Below are 24,273 nucleotides of genomic sequence, written 5' to 3' on the forward strand. Positions count from 1 at the left end.
GTTTCCTCCGAGTGGCAGTGCCCCTAACCTTGAACCCTGCAAAAGAATCTGGGAAATCGATTCTCTGGATCCCGACCATCCACCACACGGATGTGCCATGAATCTCGCCAGCTTGGACCTCAACCTTCTCGTCGCCCTGTGCGCCCTTCTGGAGGAGCGGAACGTCACCAAGGCGGGCCGGCGCATCGGGCTGAGCCAGCCGGCGATGAGTGCCGCCCTGGCCAGACTCCGTCGCCACTTCTCCGACGAACTGCTGGTGAGGCAGGGCAACCGCTATGAGCTGACCCCGCTCGGCACCGCCTTGCGCGCTCCGGCCGCCAACGCGTCCGCGATGCTGGAGCGGCTGTTCGCCAGCCGCGCCGACTTTCAGCCGGCGAGCGAGCAGCACGAGTTCACCCTGCTCTCCTCCGACTACGGCATCGCGGTCTTCGGCGTCCGGCTCGCACGCATCCTGCACGAGGAGGCGCCCGGCGTCCGGCTGCACTTCCGGCACGTGACGCCCGAGATCGTGGAGAACGCCGACGCGATCCTCAGCGGCGTGGACGGGATGCTCATGCCGCACGGCGTCATCAGCGACCTGCCGGCCGTGGAGCTCTTCCGTGACGAGTGGGTGTGCCTGGTCGCCGACGACCACCCCGACGTGGGCGAGCGCATCACCATGGACGATCTGGCCCGCCTGCCCTGGGTGATCTACCAGCGGCCCTTCGACGCGCCCGTCACCCGCCAGCTCACCATGCTCGGCCTGGAACCGTACGTGGACGTGTCCGTGCAGAGCTTCCAGCTCCTGCCCGGCCTCGTGGCCGGCACCCGGCGGGTGGCCTTGATCCAGCGGCGGCTGGCCGACCTGCTGCACGATCTCGCCCCGGTGCGCACGCTGCCCTGCCCCTTCGAGGCGGTGACCCTACAGGAGGCCATGTGGTGGCACCCGGTGCACACCCACGACGCGGCCCACCTGTGGCTGCGCGAAACGGCCGCCCGGCTGGCCAAGGAGATCGCGGCCGACTCCCCCGCCAGGGCGTCCACGCCGTGACCCGTACGGACGGTGTCTGCCGTCCATCCGTCAGAACGCGTACCGAGGATCTGCCGCGCGGCTGATGTGATCACGGTGGCGGGCGCTTAGCATGCGCGAGTGCATGCTAAGGCCGTGTCCCTGGCCCGGCGCCACCCGCTGCTCGTGGACGGGGTGGTGGCGGTCATGCTGGCCGTCGGGTCGTGGATTTTCCCCGTCATCGAACCCCAGCCGCCGGACCGGCCGCCCGACGCGCTCGGCCTGGCCATCAGCGCCCTGGTCAACCTGCCGCTGATCTGGCGCCGCCGCTGGCCGGTGACGGTGCTGCTGGTCTCCTGCGCTGCCGCGATGACCTACCACGAGCTGGGCTACCACTACGGGCAGAACAACATGGGCCCGCTGCTGGCCCTGTATTCGGTGACCGTGCACCGTTCGCCGTGGGCGGCGGCGCCCGGCAGCGCCCTGGTGCTGATCGAGTGGACGCATGCCAACACGTGGCTGCCGAGCGCGTTCTGGTCAGCCCTGGGCAACGCGACGTTCGTGGTGGGCTGGGTCCTGGTCTTCGCCACCGGCATGCGTCTGCTGGCCGTACGGAACCGGCAACTGGCGGACCTGGCCGAGCAACTGCGCCGCGAGCAGGAGGCGGCCGCCGCCCGGGCGGTGGCGGAGGAGCGGGTGCGGATCGCCCGCGAGGTCCATGACGCCGTGGCCCACAACGTCAGCGCCATGGTGATCCAGGCCGACGGCGCCGAGGCCGCGCTGCTGGACGCGGACCTGGCGGAGGTGAGCGGGGCCATCGGGGCGATCGGCCGGTTGGGCCGGGCCGCGCTGGCGGAGCTGCGGCTGGTCGTCGGGATGTTGCGTGAGGCGCCGATGGCGCCCCAGCCGGGCATCGAGACGATCACCGCCCTGGTGGAACGGCTGCCCCTTCGAGTACGGTTACGGATCGACGGACCCGTCCGCCAGGTGTCGCCGGGATTGGGGCTGGCGGCCTACCGGATCGTGCAGGAGGCTTTGACCAACACCCTCAAGCACGCCGGGAAGGAGGCCACGGCCGAGGTGCTGCTCCGATACGCCGACGACGGGCTGCACGTGCGCATACGCGACGACGGCGGCGGCCGCTCCGGCGGGTCGGCCCAGCCGGGCAGGGACGGGCACGGGCACGGGTTGGTCAACATCCGGGAGCGGGCGGCCATGTTCGGCGGGACCAGCCGCGCCGTGCCGCTGGAAGGGGCGGGTTTTCAGGTCGATGCGACACTGCCGTGGGCGTAGGACGTCATGACCGCCATTCGTGTGCTGCTGGTGGACGATCAGGAACTGGTCCGCACCGGCATCCGGCTGGTGCTGCGCAGGGAGTCCGCGATCACCGTGGTCGGCGAGGCCGCGGACGGCAAGCAGGCGCTGGAGTTGCTGGCCGAGGTCGAGACCGACGTCGTCGTCATGGACATCCGCATGCCCGGCATGGACGGCCTGGAGGCCACCGAACGGATCTGCGCCAAGGCTGGGCCGAAAGTCCTGATCTTGACCACCTTCGACCTCGACGACTACGTCTTCGGCGCGCTCAAGTCCGGCGCGAGCGGATTCCTGCTCAAGGACACCGGGCCGCAGGCCTTCGCCGAGGCGATCAAGACCGTGCACCGCGGCGAGTCCGTGCTGGCGCCGTCGGCCACCCGGCTGCTCGTCTCCCACTTCGTCGCCCACCAGCCATCGCGCCCGGCGCACGCTCCTGACAGGCGCGCCGAGCTGCTGAGCCGCCGCGAGCGCGAGGTCCTCGCCGAGATCGCCACCGGCCAGTCCAACGCCGAGATCGCGGCCCGGATGTTCCTCTCGGAAGGCACCGTCCGCACGCACGTCAGCCACATCCTGGCCAAGCTGGGGTTGCGCGACCGCGTGCAGGCCGTGATCTTCGCCTTCGAGAACGGGCTGACCAAGCCCGGCTGAGTGCGGCGGCCCTCCGATGACTGCCAGGACAGGGCGTCAGGAACGGAATCCTCGCGCGAGAGCCCCCGCCCATCAGCGCCTCCCGGGCCTGCGCGGTGCGCAGGCCCGGGAGGTCCGCCGGGGAGCCTCGCCCCCGAGGTCAGTTGGAGATTTTGTAGAACTGCCACTTCTGGCCCGGGCTCGTCGCGATGCAGTCCCAGAGGATGGCGTCGGCCTTCGCGACCACGCTCCTGCCGATGGCCAGGCACTTCCGTTGGGAGTTCATGTTGACGATCTTGTTGACGTTGCCGCCGAGCTGATAGAAGCCCCACTTCTGGCCCGGGCTGCCGAGGCAGTCCCAGAGGATGGCGTCAGCCCCGTTGGCCTGGCTGCTCTTGCCGATGGCCAGGCACCTCGTGAGCGAGGAGACGTGCCTGGGCTTGATCGACCCGTCGCCGGAGATGTACCAGAGCTGGTTGTAGTTGCCGTTGCACTGGTACTGGATCACCTGGGCGCCGTTCCCGGTTCTGGCGCCCTCCACATCGAGGCACAGGCCGCTGTTGTCGTTCTTGATCCTGTACCATCCGGCGGCCTGAACTGTGTCTCCGTCCCGCGGTAAAGGCTGGGGGTCGGGGTTGGCCGTGGCCGCGGCCGGGGTCGCGGCCAGGACCGTCGCCATGGCGGCGAGGGCGATCATGCGGAACGGCTTGGGCATGGAAATCTCCCTTTTGGATGATCTTGTGGGGAACGTGCGTCCCCACTATCCGTTCGCCGCCGGGTGGCCCACATCGGCCTGGCCGCTGAATCGCCGCTCTGCCCTGCCGCTGATGCGGGCCGGCTCGAAGATCTGCTTCAAGGAGGATGTCCTGCTGTACGAGAAGAAGAACCGGCGGCCGGAGGGCGTGCGGAGCGGCTGCAGATGGCGTAGTTAGTTAGGGGTCCTAACCCAATTCGCTGGTCGACGCGCTCACCATGACGTCACAAGTTGGTTTCGGGAGCTTGACCGCGCCGAATCGACCATTTACGGTCCCAAGCAAGTTAGGAATCCTTACTAATTCTCCGGTGGACGACGTAACCCCCCACACCAGCCCTAGGAGACCCTCGTGCGCTTCGTCCCTCTCGCGGCGGCCGGGTTGCTGGCCCTGTCGCTGACCGCATGCACCGCGGGCAAGGAGGCACCACCCTCGCTCGGCGCCCAGCCCAAACCCACGACGAGCGGCAGCGGCCCGGCCGCCGCCGCGTTGCCCGCCGCCACGCTGGAGCTGTGGCACGGCTTCTCCACCGACGTCGAGGCGAAGGCGTTCGAGGAGGCGGTCGCGAGCTTCACCAAGAAGTTCCCGCAGATCAAGGTCACCATGAAGAAGGGCATCCAGGACGACCAGATCACCCAGGCGATCCGCAGTGGCAAGGCGCCCGACGTGGCGGCCTCGTTCACCACCGACAACGTCGCCCAGTGGTGCAAGAGCGGCGCGTTCCAGGATCTCACCCCGGTCATCAAGCAGGACGGCATCGACCTCGGCGTGCTGCCGGCCGCGTCCCGGGCCTACACCGAGTTCGAGGGCAAGCGGTGCACGATGCCGCTACTGGCCGACGCGTACGGGCTGTACTACAACAAGGCGCTGATGAAGGGCGAGCAGCCGCCGAAGACCCTGACCGAGTTGGCCGAGCTGACCAAGAAACTCACGGTCCGCGACGCCGACGGCGACATCAAGGTCGCCGGGTTCATCCCGAGCTTCCAGTACTACGAGAACTCCCCCAGCCACCTCGGCCCCATGGTCGGCGCCAGCTGGTACAACGACGACGGCACCTCGGCCATCGGCGCCGACCCCGCCTGGAAGGAGCTCCTGCGCTGGCAGAAGGAGCTGGTCGACTGGTACGGCTACGACAAGCTGGAGAAGTTCCGCAAGGGGCTGGGTGACGAGTGGGGCGCCGAACACCCGTTCTTCAAGGGCAAGGTAGCCATGGTGCTCGACGGCGAGTGGCGTAACGCCATGATCGCCAACGACCCGGTGGCGAAGGACATGGACTACGGCACCGCCCCGCTGCCCGTCGCCGACGACAAGCCCGAGCTGTACGGCAGCGGCTTCACCGCCGGGACCGTGATGGGCGTGCCGCGCGGCTCCAAGAACCCGCAGCACGCCTGGGAGCTGGTCAAGCACCTCACCACCGACACCGAGTCGCTGGTGACGCTGTCCAACGCCCTGCGCAACGTGCCCACCACCAAGGCCGCCATGGAACACCCGGACCTGGCCAGGGACGACAACTTCGCCACGTTCCTCAAGATCTTCGCCCACCCCAAGACCTCGACGCTGCCGGCCAACGTCAACAGCGTCTTCAACCAGGACGCCTTCTCCACCTTCCTCACCCAGTGGGAGAAGGGCGCGGTCAAGGACCTCGACGCCGGGCTGGCCGGGGTGGACAAGCGGATCAACGACAAGCTGAAGCTCTCCGGAGGCTGATGATGGTCTCCACCCGCGTCGCGCCGCCGCCCCGGTGGCGCGGCGAGGGCGCGCGCGCCCTGCTGTGGCTGTCGCCGTGGATGATCGGTGTCGCGGTCTTCTTCGTCTACCCGCTGCTGTCCACGGTGTACTTCTCCTTCCACCGGTACGACCTGTTCACGCTGGAGTTCATCGGCCTGGACAACTACCGTTACGCCTTCTCCGACACCCGCGTGCTGCAGTCGGCCCTGAACACCCTCTGGCTCGTGGTGTTCATGGTCCCGGCCCAGGTCCTGTTCGCGCTCGGCGTGGCGCAACTGCTGGCCAAGCTGAAGAGCGGCGGCGCGATCCTCCGGACGATCTTCTACCTGCCGTCACTGGTGCCCATGGTGGCCGGCACGGTCGCCTTCGTGTACCTGCTAAACCCGGCGACCGGCCCGGTCAACCAGGTGCTGGCCTGGTTCGGGATCACCGGCCCGGACTGGTTCGGCAGTGCCGCCTGGGCCAAGCCCAGCCTCACCCTGCTCGCCCTGTGGGGCGCCGGCAACACCATCATGATCTTCCTGGCGGCGCTGCTGGACGTGCCCAAGCACCTGTACGAGGCGGCCGCGATCGACGGCGCGGGCGGCTGGCGGCAGTTCCGCAGCGTCACGCTGCCCGTCATCTCCCCTGTGCTGATGTTCTCGGCGGTCACCGGCGTGATCTACGCCGTGCAGTACTTCACCCAGGCGATGATCGCCTCCCGGGTGGCCTCCGGCGCGACCGACTCGGCAGGCAGCACGTTCACCCCCGGCTATCCGGACGGCTCCCTGCTCACCCTGCCCCAGCACCTGTTCCACACCGGTTTCCGCGACTGGTCGATGGGGCTGGCCTGCGTGCACGCACTGCTGCTGTTCGCGGTCGCGATGCTGTTCACACTGATCCTGCTGCGCCAGTTCAACCGGGCGGAGGGGGCGTCATGACGCACAGGCGCGGCCTGATGTGGATCGCGCAGCACGCGCTGGCCATCGCGCTCGCGCTGATGTTCCTCGGCCCGATCGCGTTCGTGGCGCTGACCGCGCTCATGACCGACGAGCAGGCGCTCACCAGTCAGCTGTGGCCCCAGCAGTGGAACTGGGCCAACTTCGGCGAGGTCTTCGCCCGCTCGGAACTGCTCACCTGGACGGTCAACACCTTCGTCTACGCCTCGCTGGCGACGCTGTTCATGCTGGTCTCGTCCATTCCCGCGGCCTATGCCCTGTCCCGCTTCCGCTTCAGCGGCCGCAAGGCGGCCTTCCTCGTCGTGATCAGCACGATGATGCTGCCGCCACAGGTCGTCGCGGTGCCGATCTACCTGGTGTGGGCGCGGCTGGACCTGACGGACTCGCTGTGGCCGCTGATCCTGCCGATGCTCTTCGGCGACGCCTTCTCGATCTTCCTGCTGCGCCAGTTCCTCATCACGATCCCGCGCGACTACACCGACGCGGCGAAGGTGGACGGCTGCTCGGACGTGCGGATCCTGTTCACCGTCATCCTGCCGATGGCCCGCCCCGCGATCGCCGCGGTGGCGCTGTTCTCCTTCTTCTACTGCTGGAACGACTACTACGGGCCGCTGCTGTACGCCGGAGTCGACCAGGAGGGCTGGACCCTGTCGCTCGGACTGGCCACCTTCAAGGCCTTCCACAGCGTTCAGTGGAACCTCACCATGGCCGCCACCCTGCTGGTGACCGCCCCGGTGATCATCGTTTTCCTCTTCGCCCAGCGGGTCTTCATCGAGGGCGTCACATTGACGGGAGTGAAAGGTTGAAACTCGCCGTGGTCGGGGGCGGCTCGACGTACACGCCTGAGCTGGTCGACGGGTTCGCGCGGCTGCGGGAGGATCTGCCGTTGACCGAGCTGGCGCTGGTGGATCCGGCCGCGGAGCGGCTGGAGCCGGTCGCGGGCATGGCCCGCCGGATGCTGCGCGCTGCCGGGCACCCGGCCACCGTGACCGCCACCGCCGATCTGCGGGAAGGGGTCGCCGGGGCGGCGGTGGTCCTCCTGCAGCTGAGGGTGGGCGGGCAGGCGGCCCGCGAGGTGGACGAGACGCTGCCGCTGCGCTGCGGCTGCGTCGGCCAGGAGACGACGGGCGCGGGCGGGCTGGCCAAGGCGCTGCGCACGGTGCCGGTGGTGCTGGACATCGCCGAGGTGATCGCCGAGCACGCGCCCCAGGCGTGGATCGTCGACTTCACCAACCCGGTCGGCATCGTCACCAGAGCGCTGCTGGACGCCGGGCACCGCGCGATCGGGCTGTGCAACGTGGCGATCGGCTTCCAGCGCCGCTTCGCGTCCATGCTCGGCGTCGAGCCGTCGCGGGTGTCGCTCGGCCACGTCGGCCTCAACCACCTCACCTGGGTCCGCTCGGTGCACCTGGACGGGGCTGACGTGCTGCCGGAGCTGATCCGGCGGCACGGCCCGGAGATCGCCGCCGGGATCAGCCTGCCGGTCGAGCTGGTCACCAGGCTGGGCGCGGTGCCGTCTTACTACCTGCGCTACTTCTACGCCCATGATCTCGTCGTCGAGGAGCAGCGGACCGCGCCGACGCGGGCGTCCGAGGTCGCCGCCCTGGAGCGGCGGCTGCTGGAGCTCTACGCCTCGCCGTCCGCCGACACCAAGCCCGCGCTGCTGGAGCAGCGCGGTGGCGCCTTCTACTCCGAGGCGGCGGTGGCGCTCATCGCCTCGCTGCTCGGCGACCGGGGCGACACCCAGGTCGTCAACGTGCGGGGCGGCGGCGTCCTGCCGTTCCTCCCGGACGAGGCGGTCGTCGAGGTCCCGGCCAGGATCACCGCCTCGGGGGCCGTCCCGCTGCCCGTCGCCCCCGTCGAGCCGCTGTACGCCGGGCTCGTCGCGCACGTGTCGGCGTACGAGACGCTCGCCCTCGAAGCCGCCCTGCACGGAGGGCGTGGACGGATCGCCGACGCGCTGCTCGCCCACCCGCTCGTCGGCCAGGAGCACCTGGCGCGCGAGCTGACCGGGCTGCTGCTGGAGGCCAACCGTCCGCACCTGCGCTGGGCAGGAGCGCGATGAGGACGATCCTGGCTGTGGACGGCGGCAACAGCAAGACCGACCTCGCGCTGGTGGCCGAGGACGGCACGGTGCTCGCCACCGGCCGGACCGGCCCGTTCCTGCCCCAGAGCGCCGGGGTGGGCGCCGCCGCGGACGTGGTGGAGCGGGGGGCCAGAGCGCTGCGCGACGGCATGGCCGCGCCGTACGCCGACGTGATGTCGGCCTACCTGGCCGGAGCCGACTTCCCCGCTGAGGAGGAGGCGCTGCGCGGGGAGTTTCTGGCACGCGGCTGCGCGGGCGAGGTGTCGGTGGCCAACGACACCTTCGCGGTGCTGCGCGCGGGCGCCTCCCGGCCGTACGGCGTCGTCGTGGTGTGCGGGGCCGGCATGAACGCCGCCGGCGTCTCCCCGTCCGGCGAGGTGGCGCGCTTTCCAGCGCTCGGCAAGCGCAGCGGCGACTGGGGCGGCGGCGAGGAGCTGGCCGAATGGGTGCTCTGGCACGCCTCCCGGATGGAGGACGGGCGTGGCCCGGCAACGGCGCTGGCCGAGCTGGTCGTCACGCGCTTCGGCACGGCGAGCGTCGCGGAGGTGGTGCTCGCCCTGCACTTCGGCGAGCTGGACCCGGCCCGGCTGCACGAGCTGGTGCCGGGCCTGTTCGCCGTCGCGGCCGGTGGCGACGCCGTGGCCAGGGGGTTGGTCGCGCGGCAGGCAGAGGAGGTGGCGGTGATGGCCAGGGTGTGCCTGGAGCGGCTCGGTCTGCTGAACACGCCTGTCGAGGTGGTGCTCGGCGGGAGCGTGCTGACGGCTCGGGACCCGTACATGCAGGGCATGATCGAGGCCGCGGTCGGCGCGAGCGCGCCGCACGCGCGGGTCGTGGTCTGCGCCCTCCCTCCTGTCGCGGGCGCCGCCCTGGCCGGACTGGACCTGCTCGGCGCGGCCGAGGCCGCGCGCACCCGAGTTCGCGATCATTTCAGGAGGAGCAGATGAGAAGGCTGATCCCTGCCACGCTCGCGCTGGCGATGCTGGCGTCCGCGAACGTCGCCCCCGCCCAGGCCGCCGCCCCCGCCCTCGTCCGGGTGGACCAGGTCGGATACTGGCCGGGCGAGAGCAAGCACGCCTACCTGATGACCTCCGGCCGGGCGGGGCGCTTCACCGTGGTCGACCGCCGCGGGCGGGTGGTCCTCACCGGGCGGGCTGGCCGCGACCAGGGCGCCTGGAACAGTCGCTACCCGCACGTCCACGACCTCGACCTGACCCGGCTGCGCACCCCCGGCCTCTACCGGGTCAAGGCCGGCGGGACGACGTCGGCCGAGTTCGAGATAGCGCCGTCGCGGAATCCGGCGGCCAAGGTGCTGGGCTTCTTCGGCCTTCAGCGCGACGGCGCCGACGCGCCGCGCAGGCCGAGCCACCTCAACGACCGGGCCGCCTCCGTCTACGACTGGCCCGTGTTCGCCGGCCCCGACACCGACCAGATCAAGGGCGAGCTGACGAAGATCGGCGGCCCGGTCGACGTCGAGGGCGGCTGGTTCGACGCGGGCGACTACCTCAAGTTCACCCACATCCTGGCGTACGTGGACACGCTGCTCTGGGCCGCGCAGCGGGACGGGACGGCCCCGAGCCCCGCCCTGCGGAACGAAGCAGCACACGGCCTGAAATATCTGGACAAGATGTGGGATGAGGAGTCGAAGACTCTCTACATCCAGGTCGGCATCGGCGCCGGCAACGCCGAGGGTACGTTCGTCGGCGACCACGACATCTGGCGCCTGCCCGAGGCCGACGACGGCGACGACGCCGAAGGGCACCGGTTCATCCGCCACCGCCCGGTCTTCCGCGCCGCCGCCCCCGGCCGGCCGATCAGCCCGAACCTGGCCGGCCGCACGGCCGCCGCCTTCGCCCTGGCCGCCCAGCTCGAACCGTCCCACCGGCGCGCCACCCAGCTGCTCGACCAGGCCGCCTCCATCTACGCGATGGCCCAGACCACCGGCGTGGACCGGCTGGTGACCTCCCTGCCGCACGCCTTCTACCCAGAGAGCGTCTGGCGCGACGACATGCAGCTCGGCGGCGCCGAGCTGGCCCTGGCCGCGCAGCGCCTGCGCGACCCGCGCGCCGGGCGGTGGCTGGCGGAGTCGGCCCGCTGGGCGCGCGGCTACCTGGACGAGGAGCCTGGCGACACGCTCAACCTGTACGACGTGAGCGCCCTGGCCCACGCCGACCTCGTCAAGGCCATGCGCGCGGCCGGAACCGGGGGGCACGCCGTCTCCGAGGCCGACCTGATCGCCGGGCTCAAGGCCCAGCTCGACATCGGCGCCCACCGCGCCGCCACGGACCCGTTCCGCGCCGGAGCGCGCTACGACACCTTCGACTCCGTTCCGCACGCGTTCGGCCTGGCCGCAACCGCGCGCCTGTACCGGTCGGTGACCGGCGACGGCGCCTACGACGCCTTCGGCACCCGGCAGCGCAACTGGGCGCTCGGCGCGAACCCCTGGGGCGTGTCCTTCGTCGCCGGGGCAGGCGAGCACTCGATCGCCTGCCCGCACCACCAGATCGCCAACATCACCGGCAAGCCCGCAACAGGCGCGGTCGTCAACGGCCCCAACGACGCGAACCTGTTCGAGGACGGCCTGGGCGAGCACTTCGAGGAGATGCCCGCCTGCCCGGCCGACGGAGTGGACCGCTACGAGCGGTTCACCGGGCACGGCAGCCGCTTCGTCGACGACGTGCGCTCCTGGCAGGCGTCCGAGCCGGCCGACGATTTCGCGGCCATCGCCCTGTACGCTCTCACGTTGACGTCGACATGACGCCCCTGACGTGGAGGTGACGTGAAGCCCCCAGTCCACGGGACGCCGAGGCTGATGCGCGCGATCAACGACCGCGCCGCACTGCGCATCCTGCTGGAGAAAGGCCCGCTGACCCGTCCCGAGCTGAGCGAGCTGACCGGCCTGTCCAAACCGACGGCGTTCCAGCTCCTGGCCCGCCTGCAGGAGGCGGGCCTGGTGGTCAACGACGGCGTCCGGGCGGGCCAGCCCGGACGCACGGCCGAGGTCTACCGGGTCAACGCCGCCGCCGCGTACGTGGCCGCGCTGGACGTCACCCCCGAGCGGATCGGCGTACAGGTGGCCGACATCACCGGCGCCGTCGTCGGCGCGGCCGGCTCGCCCGCCCCGTCGCCCACGGGCGGCGGCCTGGTCGAGCGGCTACGGGAGGCCGTCGAGGCGGCGCAGTCGCCCGGCCCGCTGCGCCGCGTCGTCATCGGCGTGCAGGGCGCCGTCGACCCCACGACCGGCAGGCTCGACTACGCCACCGCCGCGGACATGCCCGGCTGGCAGATCCCCGACCTGGTGCCCACGCTCAGCGACGGGCTCGGCGTCACCGTCGACGTGGAGAACGACGTCAACCTCGTCGCCCGCGCCGAGCAGGCGCACGGCGCGGCGGCCGACTGCCCGGACTTCGTGCTGCTGTGGGCCGGGGAGGGGCTCGGCGCCGCCCTCGTGATCGGCGGGCGGCTGCACCGCGGCTTCTTCGGCGGTGCGGGCGAGGTCGGCTACATGCCCATCCCCGGCGCGGCCACCGCCCTCGACGGCGGCCGGTTCGGCCACCACGGCTACCAGGCCCTGGCCGGCGGACCGGCCGTGCACGACCTGCTGCGCTCGTACGGCGTGCACGGGGCCGACTTCCAGGAGTCGGTGGCGACCGCGGTGCGCCTGGCCGAAGGCACCGGGAGGGCCGCCGAGGAGGCGCTCGCCGGCCTGCGTACGGTGGCCGCCCGGGTCGCCCTCGGCCTGGCGACCATCGCCTCGGTCGTCGACCCGGGACTCGTCGTGCTGGCCGGGAGCCTGGTGTCCGCCGGGGGCGAGCGGCTGCGCGACCTCGTCGAGCGCGAACTGCGGGCACTCGACGTCAAGCGGCTGCGGGTGCGGCTGTCGGCCGTCCGGGGCAACCCGGTGCTGGTCGGCGCGATGGACCTGGCGCTCGCCCGGGTCAGGGACGAGGTGTTCGGGCAGGCCACCCGCGACGGCGACCCCGTCACCGCAGCGGGCCGCTGACCCTCGCCGCGCTACAACTGCGTTCGAGTCCACGGATCCCCGTCTCTTTCGCCAGGCCTGAGTACGCGTGGCAGCACGCTGCCGAATCGCTTGCCATCCGGTGGGTGATCAGGCCACGGATGACTGGGCGGGCGCCTCCGCGAGCGACAGGCTGTTGCCGTCCGGGTCGAGGACTTCCACGTGGCGCACGCCGTTGCCGTAGGTCTCCACGCCCTCGTGCTCGATGCCGCGCGCGGCCAGCCGGGCCAAGATGTCGTCGAGGTCGGTCACGCCGAGCGTGATCATGGTTCCGCCCACCCGTGCGGCCCGCACGTGCCGGTCGTCGATGACGACCCACGCGTTCTCACCGACCTGCCACAGGTACTCCTCGCCGATGATCTCATCCGCCGGCCGCCCGAAGAACACCTCGAACCACTTCTGCGATGTCGTCCGGTCACGCACGCACACCACGCTGTACAGGTCCACCCGAACCGCTCCTTCCAGTCGTTTCGAGAGTGAGACCACTCCCGCGACCGAAACTCATCGGCGATCGGCCACCGCGTCGCGCAGGAGCACCGTCAGCTCGGGCGACGGCGCGGCCTCGGTTCGCCGGTGCCGCATCCTTGCGGTACCGGACCGCAAGAATCTCCCCCACTGCTCCGACTACCTCCCCGTAGGGCGCCTGGCCTGGGCGTTCGTCAGAGGTTGCTTGTCAGCTTCCAAAGGAGGATGCATGTCACAGCTGTTGAGGGTGCACTGCTTCAACGTGTCGCGGGACGGGTTCGGTGCCGGTGAGGGGCAGAGCTTGGACCGACCGTTCGGCCACGCGGACCCCACCGCCCTGTGGTCCTGGGCGGGCGCCACCGCCAGCTGGGTGAACCGCACCGACCCCGGCGGCACCCGCGGCCTGGACGACTACCTGACCCGCGACCACACCCGCAACATAGGAGCGGAGATCATGGGCCGCAACAAGTTCGGCCCCCAGCGTGGCCCCTGGGAGAACCACGAGTGGCGGGGATGGTGGGGAGACACCCCGCCGTTCCACACACCGGTCTTCGTGCTCACCCACTACGAACGCCCGTCCTTCACCCTGGCCGACACCACCTTCCATTTCCTCGACGCGACACCGGCCCAGGCGCTGGCCCGCGCGAAGCAGGCCGCCGACGGCCGGGACGTGCGCCTCGGCGGCGGAGTCGCCACCGTCCGCGAGTTCGTCGAGGCCGACCTGGTCGACACGATGCACATCGCCGTCGCGCCCGTCGACCTCGGTCGAGGCGAACGACTGTGGAAGAGCCACACCGACCTGCTCGACCGCTTCCACCTTGAGACCGTGCCGAGCCCCAGCGGGATCACACATCTCCTGTTCTGGAGACGATGACGAGCTGACCCCGCACGATCGCACGCACATTCCGCGATGACCGCGTACCTGCCCGCGACCCAGGCATGGGCAGGTCATCAGCCCCGCTGGGCCCTCCTGACGGTGCTGGGCGAGCCCCGGGATCAGGCGGCCGGGTCGACGTCGGTGAAGACGACCTCCTTCACAAGGGGATGGAAAGGGCTGGGCGGGGCGGCGCAGGTCGTCGGTGGCGGAGGCGCCGAAGCGGCTGATGTGGGCGCGCAGGTAGGGGCCGACCTGGTGATCTGCCGGCGGCGCGGCAGTGATCAATTGTGGCGGTGGGTGCTGCGAGCACGACGGGACTAGCGCGGTCTGGGATTCGAGTAGGGGTCGCGGTCTTCGTCCAGGACGTCGGCGGCCGTGCGGATGATGAGCGGATCGGGCACGCCGACTACCTCGTGGTTCTTGTTGTCGTAGTCGAATTGGGTCAGTACGTGGCGGATGGCTTCGATGCGGGCGCGCTTCTTGTCGTTGCTCTTGATGACCGTCCAGGGTGCATGGTCGGTGTCGGTGTGCTGGAACATGTCCTCTTTGGCGTCGGTGTACTCGTCCCACTTCTGGCGGGAGGCCAGGTCCATCGGGGACAGCTTCCAGCGGCGTACCGGGTCGACGGTGCGGATGATGAAGCGGGTGAGCTGCTCGCTGCGGGACACCGAGAACCAGAACTTGATCAGGTGGATGCCGTCCTCGACCAGCATCTGTTCGAGCATCGGCGCCTGCTGCAGGAACTGCAGGTACTCCTGTGCGGTGCAGAACCCCATCACCCGCTCGACGCCGGTCCGGTTGTACCAGGAGCGGTCGAAGAAGACCATCTCGCCGGCCGCGGGGAGGTGGGCGATGTAGCGCTGGAAGTACCACTGGGCGCTCTCCCGCTCACCTGGCTTGTCCAGGGCCACGACAGCGGAGCCGCGAGGATTGAGATGTTCGCGGAAGCGCTTGATCGTCCCACCCTTGCCCGCCGCGTCGCGCCCTTCGAAGAGGATCACCAACCGAGCTCCGGTTTCCTTGATCCAATACTGCAGCTTCACCAGCTCGATCTGAAGTTGCCGCTTGGTTCGGTCGTACTCCTGCCGGTCCATCTTGGTCGTGTACGGGTAGTGCTCCCGCCAGGTGTCAACGGGGTGACCATGACGGTCCACCAGAATCGGGTCGTCATCGTCGTCGTCGACCACCCGGAGGTTGGGAAGATCGTCGAGGAGCTCGCTGGCGGCCACCGCGCTTTCCCCGTGCCGGTCAGTAGTCAGGAGGCGGTTTCCGAGGGTGTCGCCCGTGTCATTGTTCGTGTTGTCCACGTCGCGCGCCCTACCCCGAGCCCTCCGCCCGACACGCGGAGACACCGTCTACACGGCCGATGATGAGCTCATCTGCGAGCGGGTCTTCCCGCCCTGCACACCCTGCCTGATGATCAGTTACCGTCATGATCGGGCTGATCACGAGCGTGAGCCGCACCCGCGTGCCCGCCCGATGAGCAGGTCGGCCGGGGCGTGCGCCGCATTGGCATCGACACCCGGCCTGCCCTCCTCCCGCTCACGCAAGACGGTCTCCCGGCAGGCAAGACCGCGACGAACGGCGAACCGCCCCCGCCGGTCCGTCCGGCGGAGGCGGCCGCGCAGCCTCCTACAGCTCGCAGCTGGTCTCGAATTCACCGTCACAGCGGTCGGTGTCGGCGCCGCCGTTGAGCGTGTCGGCGCCGATACCGCCGCTCAGACGATCATTGCCCCCGCCGCCGTTGAGCGTGTCGTTACCGAAACTGCCGAACAGGATGTCGGCGCTGGAGCCGCCATTGACGGTGTCGATGCCGTTGTCGCCGGAGAGCGTGCTCGGCAGCTTCGTGTTGTTGCGGATCGCGTCGCCGCCGTCCCCTGCGAACACGTCGACGCGATCGATCCCACCGGCCGGACACTGCGTCGCGGCCCCCGACTGCGTGCATCCAGAACCGGCCGCCACGGACCCGAGCGTATTGCTGATGGTCACCACGGTGCCCGTCGCGTTGAGCTTGATCTCGATCCCGTCGGCCACCGAGCTGCCGTTGACGAGGATCCTGCCGCTGTCGAGTTGCGCGGTGACGGTGGCCGCCGACGCCGGTCCGGCCAGCGCCACGGCGCCGGTGAACAGGACAGTGGCGAATCCCAGGGCCATACCCGCGCTGCTGAGCATGCGACGACCCGTGTTGGTGCTGAACATTCCTTGGTTCCCCTCGATGATGTGTCGGTCCGGACCCCCGGAACACTGTGAGGGAGCCTCATCCCCGGCTCATCGCAAAAGGGCGCACTGGCCAGGCGTACTAGTTCGTTGACTGGCGGCCTTCCCATCCGCGCCGGCACCGTTGGTAGGCGTCCCGGTAGCGGCGCGGATCCCATGACGTGGCACCGTTCACGTTCTCCGTCGTGGTCAGGTGTACCGGCGTCGCGCCAGCCGCACTGCGACGCCTCATCGCAACAGCCCACGGCGAACTACGCCTTCGCGTCGCCATCGTCGCCCGGCTCACCTTCAACTGCAAAGATGCCGGCCTGGCGGCAGCGGGCCCGATCGTCAGGCCAGGTGGGGAATCCGGGTGACGGCGGGCCGAACGAAGGCTTCCTGCCCTGACCGGCCGGCTCGGCTGCCCGGCGCCGAACCACCTGCTGGCCGTCTTCGCCCTGGTCGGCCTGCCGGTCCAGCCCGCACACGCGGCCGTTCCGGCACTTTCGGCCCTCACCCTGGGCAAGGGGATTTACGTGCGGACTCCGTTGTCTGAGCGGACATGTGCGCTTCTTGCGAGCCGTCCGGCATGACGTGACCGATCTGCGGGCCGCGTGGGCACCCGGGCAGGGCGGGGTGGTGGTGTCCGGTCCGAGGCCTTCGCCACCTGGCTAGCAGCGACCGGCGATCATGTCCATGAGCCGTGGCACCACGCGGTCGGCGGCGACCCTGAACCCGTCGTGCTCGAACTCGTTGGTCACCCACGCGCGCGTGTTGGCCACCCGGCCTGCCGTCTCCAGCGACAGGCCGGCGTCGACGTACATGTCGTCGTGGTACACGACGGCGGCCACGGGCACCTGGTTGCCGGCCAGCCGTACCGGGTCATAGAGGGCGGGCCAGCCGGAGTGGTCGGCGAGCCGCTCCGCCGCCTCCTTGAACGGCCGCAGCGAGCGGATCTCGTCGAACATCCACGGGTAGATCATCTCACCGGTGAGCATCTCGGGGGCGGCGAAGTCCTCCGGCATGACCCTGGCGGCGGCCCACGAGGTGGCGGCACCCTGCGCGTAGATCGGCTCGTGCAGAACCGCGAACAGCGGGGCGCCCACGAAGCCCGTGTCCGTCATGACCTCGTAGAGGAACGCGTCCGACAGCCCGCCGCCCGCCCACGCGTCGTCCAGCAGCCAGTGGAGCGAGGCGGCGTCGTCGCCGGTGCCGAGTCTCATACCCAGCGTCTTGAAGCGCCTGGAGGTGAGGCGGTCGCCGTCGGGCAGCAGCACCTCCTCGCCGTCCAGGTGCTCGACGATCCGTCGCACCTTCTCGGCGTCGCCGGGGAAGCGCCGGTAGAAGCGGGTGACCTTGTCGCGCACCCGCGCGTAGGTGCGGGTGTAGACATCGTCGGCGGTCGCGTCGAGTCCGGGCAGGCCGCCGGTGATGTGGCAGGCCCTGAGCGCGGACGGCGCCTGCGACAGGTAGGTGAGGGTGACGAATCCGCCGTAGCTCTGCCCCCAGGTCTCCCACTGCTCGACGCCGAGTGCGGCGCGGATGTGCTCGCAGTCGGCGACGATCGCGTCCGCGCGGAAGTGGGTGAGGTAGTCGGCCAGGTCCGCAGGCTCCCTCGGCAGGGAGGAGGCGACGACCGGCGTGCTGCGGCCGGTGCCGCGCTGGTCGAGGAGCAGGACGCGGTGGGTTTTCATGATGTGGGCGAAATACGCGGGCCCCGACGGTCGGGGAGATCTGCCGCCGGGGCCGCCCTGCAGGAACAGCGCCCACGGCAGGTCCGAGCGCGTGGGGTCGGCGATCTCGCGGGCGAAGACCGTGATGGTGGGGCCGCCCGGGTCCGCGTGGTCGAGCGGGACGGTGAACTCGTGGTCGACGGCACGCAGGCCCGGCAGAGCGACTTTCACCGTCATGCGATCGGATCTTACGCCTTATGTCATCGTCGACCCAGTCCTGAGCCGCGCGCCGGGCGAGGTCGAGCAACCACTGCCGGATCGATGTGGAGCGCCTGCGCGAGGTGCTGGCCGGGCTGCCGCTACCGCGCTGACCGGATGGCCGGGTCGTGCAGACGGGCGTGGTCTTGCAGCAGCTGCCCAAGTTGAGAGTGGAACCGTTTCTGCGGAATCGGAGCCTGCTTGTCGCAGCATCAAGGGCGTTCGACGCGCAGTGCCCGCAATTCGTTGCCGCCCTGCGTTTGCCTGATCAGCTCCAAGCCGTCGGTCAGCCGCCCTGCCTTCACCCGGGGCAGGGCCTGGTCCAACGCGGGATCCTCCCATGCCCTGCCCACCTGCATCCGAGAGGTCTTGTCGAGCAGGTCAAGAACCGTGCGGATCACCCTTGTCAACGACATTGGTGATCAATACCGCAGAACCTCACGAAGACGCAATGTGCGCCCTCGGCGCCACAGCTCTCGGAGGAGTGGCACGGCACGTACGCGAACGCACGCCGGCAAGCCCTGCAGGTCGCAGCCCAGGAGGGGGAACATCCGGGGCGGTGGCGATCCTGCAAGTTGTCGATGATCGGATTCAGGAACCCTTCCGCTCGCCTATCGACGCGGCCGGGGCCCTGAGCTGCATGGGGGCGGCTGATCGGCTCCGTCGGCGGTACTCGGTCGGCGTAAGGCCGACCAGTGCCCGGAAGCGGCGGGCGAAGTACGTCGGGTCGTCCCAGCCGACGGCGGCTCCTACCCGGGCAACCGGCAGGGCCGAGTGTGTCAGTAACGTGGTGGCGCGCTCTGCCCGCAGCCGGGCCAGGAAGCCCAGCGGTGTCAACCCGACGTACCGTCCGAACAGCCGGCCGAGATAGGCGGGATCCAGATTGACCCCCCGTGCGAGATCATCCAGTCGCCACGGATCCGCAGGCGCTGCCTCGAGCCGGGCGATGGTGGCGGCGACAGCGGGGTGGATCACGGACTCGAGCGTCTCCGGTTCGGGGTCACGGCCATCGGTCAGGATGCCGAGCACGGTGACCAGCCGGCCCAGCACGCGGCCCGGCCGGCTCTGATCGGCTCCGAGGTCCCGTTCGAGCAGGCTGATCTCCGCGATGGCCTCCTCCGCGGCGGCCTGATCGACGGTCGTGACCGCGACGCCGTGCGCGCCGGATGCCACCGGATCGGTCCACAGCATCCGGCGCAGCATCGGGATGTCGTGCAGCGCCGCCAGTTCGGTCCGTAGGGCCTGGGCGGACAGGCAGCAGTTGGCGACGGTCAGGTCGGCGCAATCCAGGAACCCGTGCCAGGCCCCCGGACGGAGCACGAGCACCTGCCCACGCCGCAGCGGGTGCTCGCCCTGGCTGGTCACATGCCGGCCGTCACCGCTTCCGATCACCGCGATCTCGAGGAAGTCGTGCGCGTGCGACTCGATGTCGGAGTTCAGGTGGTGGACACTTCCCAAGACCGGGCCCCCGGCGAACAGCGCATGCTCGTGCAGCGTGGCAGGCATGTCGGAATCATACGACTACACGCCGAGATCGGCCTAGCCCGTAGGGCCCACCGCGACGATGCTGGACGGTGTATCCGCGGAAGGAACTTTGGAGGTCAGTGATGACAAGGACCACGACCGAGCAGTCCGTCAGCGACGTCGGTGCCGATGGCCGGGTGCCGGACGAGCTTGTGGCGGCATACCGCGAACACGGTTTCGTCCGAGTACGAGGCGTGCTCAAGCCGGACCAGGTCGAGCGCTTCCGGACCAGCGCCGAGGCGTTCCTGCAGGCGCATCGCACGGAAAGTCTGGAAAAGCAAGGCGTCTTCAGCCAGCTGGTCAACGTCTGGCAACGCGACGAGACGCTGCGGGAGCTCACGTTCGACCCGCGGCTCGGCCGGATCGCCGAACAGCTCGCCGGCTTCCCGCTGCGGCTCTGGCACGACCAGATGCTGGTCAAGGAGCCGCACAACAACGCCGCCACGGAGTTTCACCAGGATCGTCCGTACTGGCCGCATGCGAACGACCGGCTTCCGCTGTCGGCGTGGATAGCGCTGGTCGACGTGCCGCCGGAGCGGGGCTGCATGACCTTCCTGCCCGGCACCCAGCATCGCACCGGCCTGCGCCCGCAGGACCTCCACCACGAGGACGACCTGTTCGAGATGGACCCGTCGCTGCGCTGGATCCCCCGTGTCACCGTGCCGCTCCGCGCCGGCGACTGCACCTTCCACAGCGGCTACACCGGCCACATGGCGCTGCCCAACCGCACCGACCAGGCCCGGCTCGCCCACGTCACCATCTACATGGACGAGGCGACCCACTACAGCGGGACCGAGCACATCGTGACCGATCCTCTCGGACTCGCCGCAGGCGACCGGTTGGACGGCGACCTCTTCCCCCGCCCCTGGGCATAGGTGGCGATGGCGTAGCCATCTGAGCCGCCCGCTCGGCGCAGGTCGGTGGCGGCGGCCTCGGCGATCTCCGTCCGCGCCGCCCACGGCAGGGTCGCGCAGCCGCCGGCCGAGCGCGCCATGCCCCGCACTTGATGACCGGCGGCGAGCAACTCGGTCACCGGCCGCCCCCGGTGACCAGGCACAACGCTACGACGTCGGACGTTCCCCCGCACGCGCGCATCATGTTCTGGGTGGCGTGAGGACGTGCCCTTCGGGCACCTCTCAGGACATGACTGAGGCGCACGGTTCGCGGCGGGTGGCGGTGTCGAGCTGCCTGTTCGGCGAGCCGGTACGGCACAACGGCAGCCACAGCCGCGCTCGCTACCTCACCGACGACCTGGCGTCGTTCGTGGAGTGGGTGCTGATCTGCCCGGAGATGGAGATCGGCTTCGGTACGCCCCGCGCTCACGCGGCCGAGGTCATCGCCTCCCACCAGGCACACCAGGTGGCGCCCAGCGTGCCAGGTCTGCGCGACCACGTGGTCAGACGCGATGTGCAACCGCGGCTCGCGGCGTTGCGAAGGAGTCCTTGATGGATACGGCGATCGTTCTGTTCAACAGGGATCTGCGGGTGCACGACCATCCGGCCCTTGCGGCCGCCTGCGAGCGAGCCCGTGCGGTGATCCCGCTGTTCGTGCTGGATGAGGCCATCCCGGCCGGCCACCGCCGCGGCTTCCTGCTGGAGTGCCTCGTCGACCTGCGGACCTCCCTGCGGGCGATGGGAGGGGAGCTGATCGTACGACACGGCGACGTCGTGGCCGAGACCATGAAGCTGGCGCGCCAAGCCGGAGCCGAGGCGGTGTTCGCCAGCTTCGACGTCACCTCCCTGGCCAGGCGCAGGGAGGAACATCTGGCCGCTGAACGGATCGCCTACTTCCGCCTCCCCGGTGTCACGGTGGTGCCTCCGGAGACGCTGCGGCCGTCCGGCGGCGGCGACCACTACCGGGTCTTCACTCCGTATTGGCACGCATGGAACCGCCATGAGCGCCGCCCCCTCCTGGCACTGCCCAGTCACGTGCCGACGCCCCCGGGTCTGGACGCTGGGCAGCTGCCGAGACCGGAACGGCCGGGAGCCATGCCTGGTGGTGAGACCGCCGCCCGCGACCGTGCCGCGCGGTGGCTGCGCGATGGGCTTCGAGGCTACGGTGACAGTCATGACGATCTCGCGGGCGACCGCACCTCGAGGCTGAGCCCGTACCTGAGGTTCGGCTGCCTGTCACCACTGGAACTGGCTCACCGCGCCGCCGGCAGCGAGGCATTTCTCCGCCAGCTGTGCTGGCGCGACTTCTACCACCAGGTCACGTACGCCTTCCCGCAGATCAACCGGATCGACTACCGTCCCCGCGGCCACCGCTGGAAGGATGACCAGAACGCGCTGCAGGCCTGGTGCGAAGGCATGACCGGACTGCCCATCGTGGACGCCGGCATGCGCCAGCTACTCGCCGAGGGCTGGATGCACAACCGGGCCCGACTCATCGTGGCCTCCTACCTGGTCAAGCTCCTCAAGATCGACTGGCGGGCCGGCGCCCAGCACTTCTTCGACCACCTGCTCGACGGCGACGTGGCCAACAACTCGGGCAATTGGCAGTGGGTCGCCGGCACCGGCAACGACACCCGTCCCAACCGCGGCTTCAACCCGCTCCGCCAGGCTCAGCGGTTCGACCCCAGGGGCGACTACGTTCGCCGCTACGTGCCCGAACTCGCCGACGTGCGCACTGCCCAGATCCATCAACCTTGGCGACTGTCCACGCCACCGAGCGGTTACCCGCGGCCAATGCTCTGAACATCGTTTGATGATCGGGCAGAGGGGCGGCCACATCCCCCTACGCGGAAGGACGTACGGGCATGCCCCAGCGATGACACTGGCAACTCCTGCGCGGTGCCGTCGCCGGAGGTCAGCCGGTTGCGTTCGTCGTAGGTGAACGTCTTGTCGCCAGCCTTGGTGCGGTTTCCGGCGGCGTCATGCTCGTAGGCGGTGGTGGTCCGCCGGGGGTGGTCCAGGAGGTGAGGCGTCCGGCGTCGTCGTAGCCGTAGGTGTTGGTGCCCGCGCCTGCGGTCCTGGACGGCCGGAGTGCTGTTCAGGATCGCGATCGTCCCCAGAACCGAGGCCGTCCGGTCGCTCGGCGCCGGGATCGCCACGTCGTCTGAGCGTCCGGAGAACGGCCCTCCTGGCGAGGTGGACCCACCACCCGAGGCGTGCTATTCCCGCAGGCGCGCCAGTACCCGGTCAAGGGCGCGCCGCACCACGTCGGGCACGCCGTCGCGCCGCAGATCGGTCATGAGTTGCTGGTTGATCCCACCCGGAGTCATGTGCTTTTCGGTCAAGGTGGCGAGCGAGTCGGTGCTTTGCATCAAGGACTGACCCAACTGGCCGAAGATCTGCGTGGTGTAGGCGGTCGCGGCGCCGTGATCCAGGCCTTGGCCGGCCAGCCAGTTCGCGATGGTGGTGAGGTAATCGAGATGCGCGGCGAAGGTGGCCGTCGCCGCGCTGAGCGCATCCAAGGCCGCTTCTTCGCTCGGAACGAGGAGGCCGCCTACCCTGCCGAACAGTTCACGGGCGACGGCGTTGTCCGGGTACACCGCGGTAAGGCTTTGAGCGCGTGCTGCCGACGGCAGCGGTATGGCCCGGACGAAGTGAGCGGCTGGTGCGGCCCAGTCCTGCAACTGTTCCAGTCGCACACCGGCCATCACGCTCATCACCACGTGCTCCGGTCGGAACGACAGTTCCTCCAGGACGGCACGAGCTATCTGCGGACGCACCGCCACCACGATCGACGTCGCGTTTTCGAGCACCTCCTGGTTGCTGTCGCACGCCTGCACAGTCGGAAACCGGCTGACCAGTTCGTGCCCGACACCGCGACTGCGTGGTGACAGGAAGACCGCAGGAGGGTCGGCAGCGTCTACGTTGAGACCTTCCACGATGGCAGCCGTGATCGCACCTGCTCCCACGAACCCGTATGGGGCCGACGACGAGCGCGGCGACGACTGCTGCATGGTGTGCCTTCCCGATTACGTCAACAGCATTCAACCGGGGTCGGCCCCAACGACCGCATGCCCGCCAACAGTTTAGAAGCCACTCGCATGGCCGAGGCCGTGGCCCAGGGTCCTGGCCTGCTGTTCGGCCAGGACGAGCGCCCGCCGGGCACGAACCGTAAGGAGACGCTCCTCCTGCCGGGGGGCAGGGGCCCCCGCAGAACCTGTGGTCCAGCGGCAGCGGCCTCCGCAGCCCGGCCAACTGGGCCGCGTTCGACACGGTGATGGGTGGACATTCGTCAGCTGCTTCGCGATCCCGGAGACGAGGACGCCTTCGCTGGCGGAGCGTCGGAGGTTTGCGGGCGCAGGCCGTCCATGAGCACCGTGAGGTAGTTCGCTGCCAGCTCGGACGAGGTCGCTCGTGACCTGGCGATCGCGTAGGTGCACTCGCTGATCAGCGTCATGGTGACGGTCGCGTCGAGGTCGGTGCGGATCGCGCCGGTCTCGCGCGCCTGGCTGACCATGGCCAGGATGGCCTGTTGCAACCTGGTCTGTTCGACCTCGGCGGCAGGCAGGTCGAGCGTCTCGACCTGGGCGTTCATAGCGTGGTGGGCTGCCTGGAACGCAATCAGCTCGAGGAGGAAGGTCCGCAGCGCCTCTTCGGGGGCCATGTCGGACAGCAGGTCGCGCGCCCGCTGGACGAGGGGGGCGAGAAGGCCGGACACGGCGGCGTCGATGAGCGCTTCCTTGCCGCCGAAGGCTCGGACCACGGTCGCCGCCCCCACTCCCGCCTTCGTGGCGATGGCTTCGACGGTGACGGTGGCATCCGGGTCGGCCAGGAGCGCCCTGGTCGCCTCCAGCGTGCGCTGCCGGTTGCGGACGGCGTCCGCACGGAGCCGCGGATTGGCGGTTGACATCTGGAATGGTCCTTCCATATCGTCTA

General features: G+C 69.8%; 23 protein-coding genes. 14 read left to right on the forward strand and 9 right to left on the reverse strand.

All coding sequences use genetic code 11. From position 1 onward, the window contains the following. The first annotated feature begins 97 nt into the window (after positions 1–97). The 3 genes from V5E28_RS41175 to V5E28_RS41185 all read left to right on the forward strand — a co-directional run bounded on the left by V5E28_RS41175 (position 98) and on the right by V5E28_RS41185 (position 2,950). Complete coding sequence (locus V5E28_RS41175; RefSeq protein WP_336215284.1) at positions 98–1,030, forward strand: LysR family transcriptional regulator; 933 nt, start codon at positions 98–100, stop codon at positions 1,028–1,030. 99 nt (positions 1,031–1,129) lie between these two features. Then, on the forward strand, positions 1,130–2,281 hold the full coding sequence (locus V5E28_RS41180; protein ID WP_336215286.1) for a sensor histidine kinase: 1,152 nt from the start codon (positions 1,130–1,132) through the stop codon (positions 2,279–2,281). Between the two features lie 6 nt (positions 2,282–2,287). Continuing rightward, a complete protein-coding gene (locus V5E28_RS41185; protein WP_336215288.1) occupies positions 2,288–2,950 on the forward strand; it encodes a response regulator transcription factor in 663 nt (220 codons plus the stop codon). 139 nt (positions 2,951–3,089) lie between these two features. On the opposite strand, the gene V5E28_RS41190 is transcribed toward V5E28_RS41185, so the two are convergent. Continuing rightward, a complete protein-coding gene (locus tag V5E28_RS41190) occupies positions 3,090–3,644 on the reverse strand; it encodes an RICIN domain-containing protein (RefSeq protein ID WP_336215289.1) in 555 nt (184 codons plus the stop codon). A 388-nt stretch (positions 3,645–4,032) separates the two neighbouring features. Here V5E28_RS41190 and V5E28_RS41195 point away from each other — a divergent pair, with 388 nt between their 5' ends. The 7 genes from V5E28_RS41195 to V5E28_RS41225 are packed head-to-tail and all read left to right on the forward strand — an operon-like array spanning position 4,033 to position 12,433. Continuing rightward, on the forward strand, positions 4,033–5,388 hold the full coding sequence (locus V5E28_RS41195) for an extracellular solute-binding protein (protein ID WP_336215290.1): 1,356 nt from the start codon (positions 4,033–4,035) through the stop codon (positions 5,386–5,388). After that, complete coding sequence (locus V5E28_RS41200) at positions 5,388–6,329, forward strand: carbohydrate ABC transporter permease (protein ID WP_336215292.1); 942 nt, start codon at positions 5,388–5,390, stop codon at positions 6,327–6,329. The genes V5E28_RS41195 and V5E28_RS41200 overlap by 1 nt, the downstream gene beginning before the upstream one ends. Then, positions 6,326–7,153 (forward strand): carbohydrate ABC transporter permease, encoded by an 828-nt coding sequence (locus tag V5E28_RS41205; protein WP_336215294.1) that lies wholly within the window; start codon positions 6,326–6,328, stop codon positions 7,151–7,153. The genes V5E28_RS41200 and V5E28_RS41205 overlap by 4 nt, the downstream gene beginning before the upstream one ends. Continuing rightward, positions 7,150–8,412, forward strand: a complete 1,263-nt coding sequence (locus V5E28_RS41210; RefSeq protein ID WP_336215296.1) for a 6-phospho-beta-glucosidase — start codon at positions 7,150–7,152, stop codon at positions 8,410–8,412. The genes V5E28_RS41205 and V5E28_RS41210 overlap by 4 nt, the downstream gene beginning before the upstream one ends. Further along, a complete protein-coding gene (locus V5E28_RS41215; protein ID WP_336215297.1) occupies positions 8,409–9,377 on the forward strand; it encodes an N-acetylglucosamine kinase in 969 nt (322 codons plus the stop codon). Before V5E28_RS41210 ends, V5E28_RS41215 begins: the two co-directional genes overlap by 4 nt. Further along, entirely contained in the window at positions 9,374–11,188 is a 1,815-nt protein-coding gene (locus tag V5E28_RS41220) for a glycoside hydrolase family 9 protein (protein ID WP_336215299.1), read from the forward strand. Before V5E28_RS41215 ends, V5E28_RS41220 begins: the two co-directional genes overlap by 4 nt. A 21-nt stretch (positions 11,189–11,209) precedes the next feature. Then, positions 11,210–12,433, forward strand: a complete 1,224-nt coding sequence (locus V5E28_RS41225) for an ROK family transcriptional regulator (protein WP_336215302.1) — start codon at positions 11,210–11,212, stop codon at positions 12,431–12,433. A gap of 108 nt (positions 12,434–12,541) precedes the next feature. On the opposite strand, the gene V5E28_RS41230 is transcribed toward V5E28_RS41225, so the two are convergent. After that, positions 12,542–12,898 carry a VOC family protein gene (locus V5E28_RS41230; protein ID WP_336215304.1) on the reverse strand — a complete coding sequence of 119 codons (357 nt, stop codon included), beginning with the start codon at positions 12,896–12,898 and terminating at the stop codon, positions 12,542–12,544. Between the two features lie 247 nt (positions 12,899–13,145). Here V5E28_RS41230 and V5E28_RS41235 point away from each other — a divergent pair, with 247 nt between their 5' ends. Beyond that, positions 13,146–13,790, forward strand: a complete 645-nt coding sequence (locus V5E28_RS41235) for a dihydrofolate reductase family protein (protein WP_336215306.1) — start codon at positions 13,146–13,148, stop codon at positions 13,788–13,790. A gap of 320 nt (positions 13,791–14,110) precedes the next feature. Here the strand turns inward: V5E28_RS41235 and ppk2 are convergent, their stop codons facing one another. The 5 genes from ppk2 to V5E28_RS41260 all read right to left on the reverse strand — a co-directional run bounded on the left by ppk2 (position 14,111) and on the right by V5E28_RS41260 (position 19,426). Further along, positions 14,111–15,100 (reverse strand): polyphosphate kinase 2, encoded by a 990-nt coding sequence (gene ppk2 / locus V5E28_RS41240; protein WP_336215307.1) that lies wholly within the window; start codon positions 15,098–15,100, stop codon positions 14,111–14,113. Between the two features lie 325 nt (positions 15,101–15,425). After that, positions 15,426–15,992 carry a calcium-binding protein gene (locus V5E28_RS41245; protein ID WP_336215309.1) on the reverse strand — a complete coding sequence of 189 codons (567 nt, stop codon included), beginning with the start codon at positions 15,990–15,992 and terminating at the stop codon, positions 15,426–15,428. A 668-nt stretch (positions 15,993–16,660) separates the two neighbouring features. Further along, the gene (locus V5E28_RS41250; protein WP_336215311.1) at positions 16,661–17,899 is read right to left on the reverse strand and encodes an alpha/beta fold hydrolase; all 1,239 of its coding nucleotides are present in this window, start codon (positions 17,897–17,899) and stop codon (positions 16,661–16,663) included. A gap of 233 nt (positions 17,900–18,132) precedes the next feature. Next, positions 18,133–18,321, reverse strand: a complete 189-nt coding sequence (locus V5E28_RS41255) for a hypothetical protein (RefSeq protein ID WP_336215312.1) — start codon at positions 18,319–18,321, stop codon at positions 18,133–18,135. A gap of 190 nt (positions 18,322–18,511) precedes the next feature. Further along, the gene (locus V5E28_RS41260) at positions 18,512–19,426 is read right to left on the reverse strand and encodes an AraC family transcriptional regulator (protein ID WP_336215313.1); all 915 of its coding nucleotides are present in this window, start codon (positions 19,424–19,426) and stop codon (positions 18,512–18,514) included. Between the two features lie 101 nt (positions 19,427–19,527). Between V5E28_RS41260 and V5E28_RS41265 the strand changes: the two genes are divergently transcribed. The 3 genes from V5E28_RS41265 to V5E28_RS41275 all read left to right on the forward strand — a co-directional run bounded on the left by V5E28_RS41265 (position 19,528) and on the right by V5E28_RS41275 (position 22,140). After that, positions 19,528–20,319 (forward strand): phytanoyl-CoA dioxygenase family protein, encoded by a 792-nt coding sequence (locus tag V5E28_RS41265; protein WP_336215315.1) that lies wholly within the window; start codon positions 19,528–19,530, stop codon positions 20,317–20,319. Between the two features lie 268 nt (positions 20,320–20,587). Continuing rightward, positions 20,588–20,890, forward strand: a complete 303-nt coding sequence (locus V5E28_RS41270; RefSeq protein ID WP_336215316.1) for a DUF523 domain-containing protein — start codon at positions 20,588–20,590, stop codon at positions 20,888–20,890. Continuing rightward, positions 20,890–22,140, forward strand: coding sequence for a cryptochrome/photolyase family protein (locus V5E28_RS41275; RefSeq protein ID WP_336215318.1), 1,251 nt, complete (start codon positions 20,890–20,892; stop codon positions 22,138–22,140). Before V5E28_RS41270 ends, V5E28_RS41275 begins: the two co-directional genes overlap by 1 nt. A gap of 416 nt (positions 22,141–22,556) precedes the next feature. Here V5E28_RS41275 and V5E28_RS41280 read toward each other — a convergent pair whose 3' ends face one another. Then, the gene (locus V5E28_RS41280; RefSeq protein ID WP_336215319.1) at positions 22,557–23,351 is read right to left on the reverse strand and encodes an NAD(P)-binding domain-containing protein; all 795 of its coding nucleotides are present in this window, start codon (positions 23,349–23,351) and stop codon (positions 22,557–22,559) included. A 278-nt stretch (positions 23,352–23,629) separates the two neighbouring features. Then, positions 23,630–24,247 (reverse strand): TetR/AcrR family transcriptional regulator, encoded by a 618-nt coding sequence (locus V5E28_RS41285; protein ID WP_336215320.1) that lies wholly within the window; start codon positions 24,245–24,247, stop codon positions 23,630–23,632. Positions 24,248–24,273: the final 26 nt, after the last annotated feature.

The organism is Nonomuraea sp. LPB2021202275-12-8, assembly GCF_037044575.1.
Taxonomy (GTDB): Bacteria; Actinomycetota; Actinomycetes; order Streptosporangiales; family Streptosporangiaceae; genus Nonomuraea.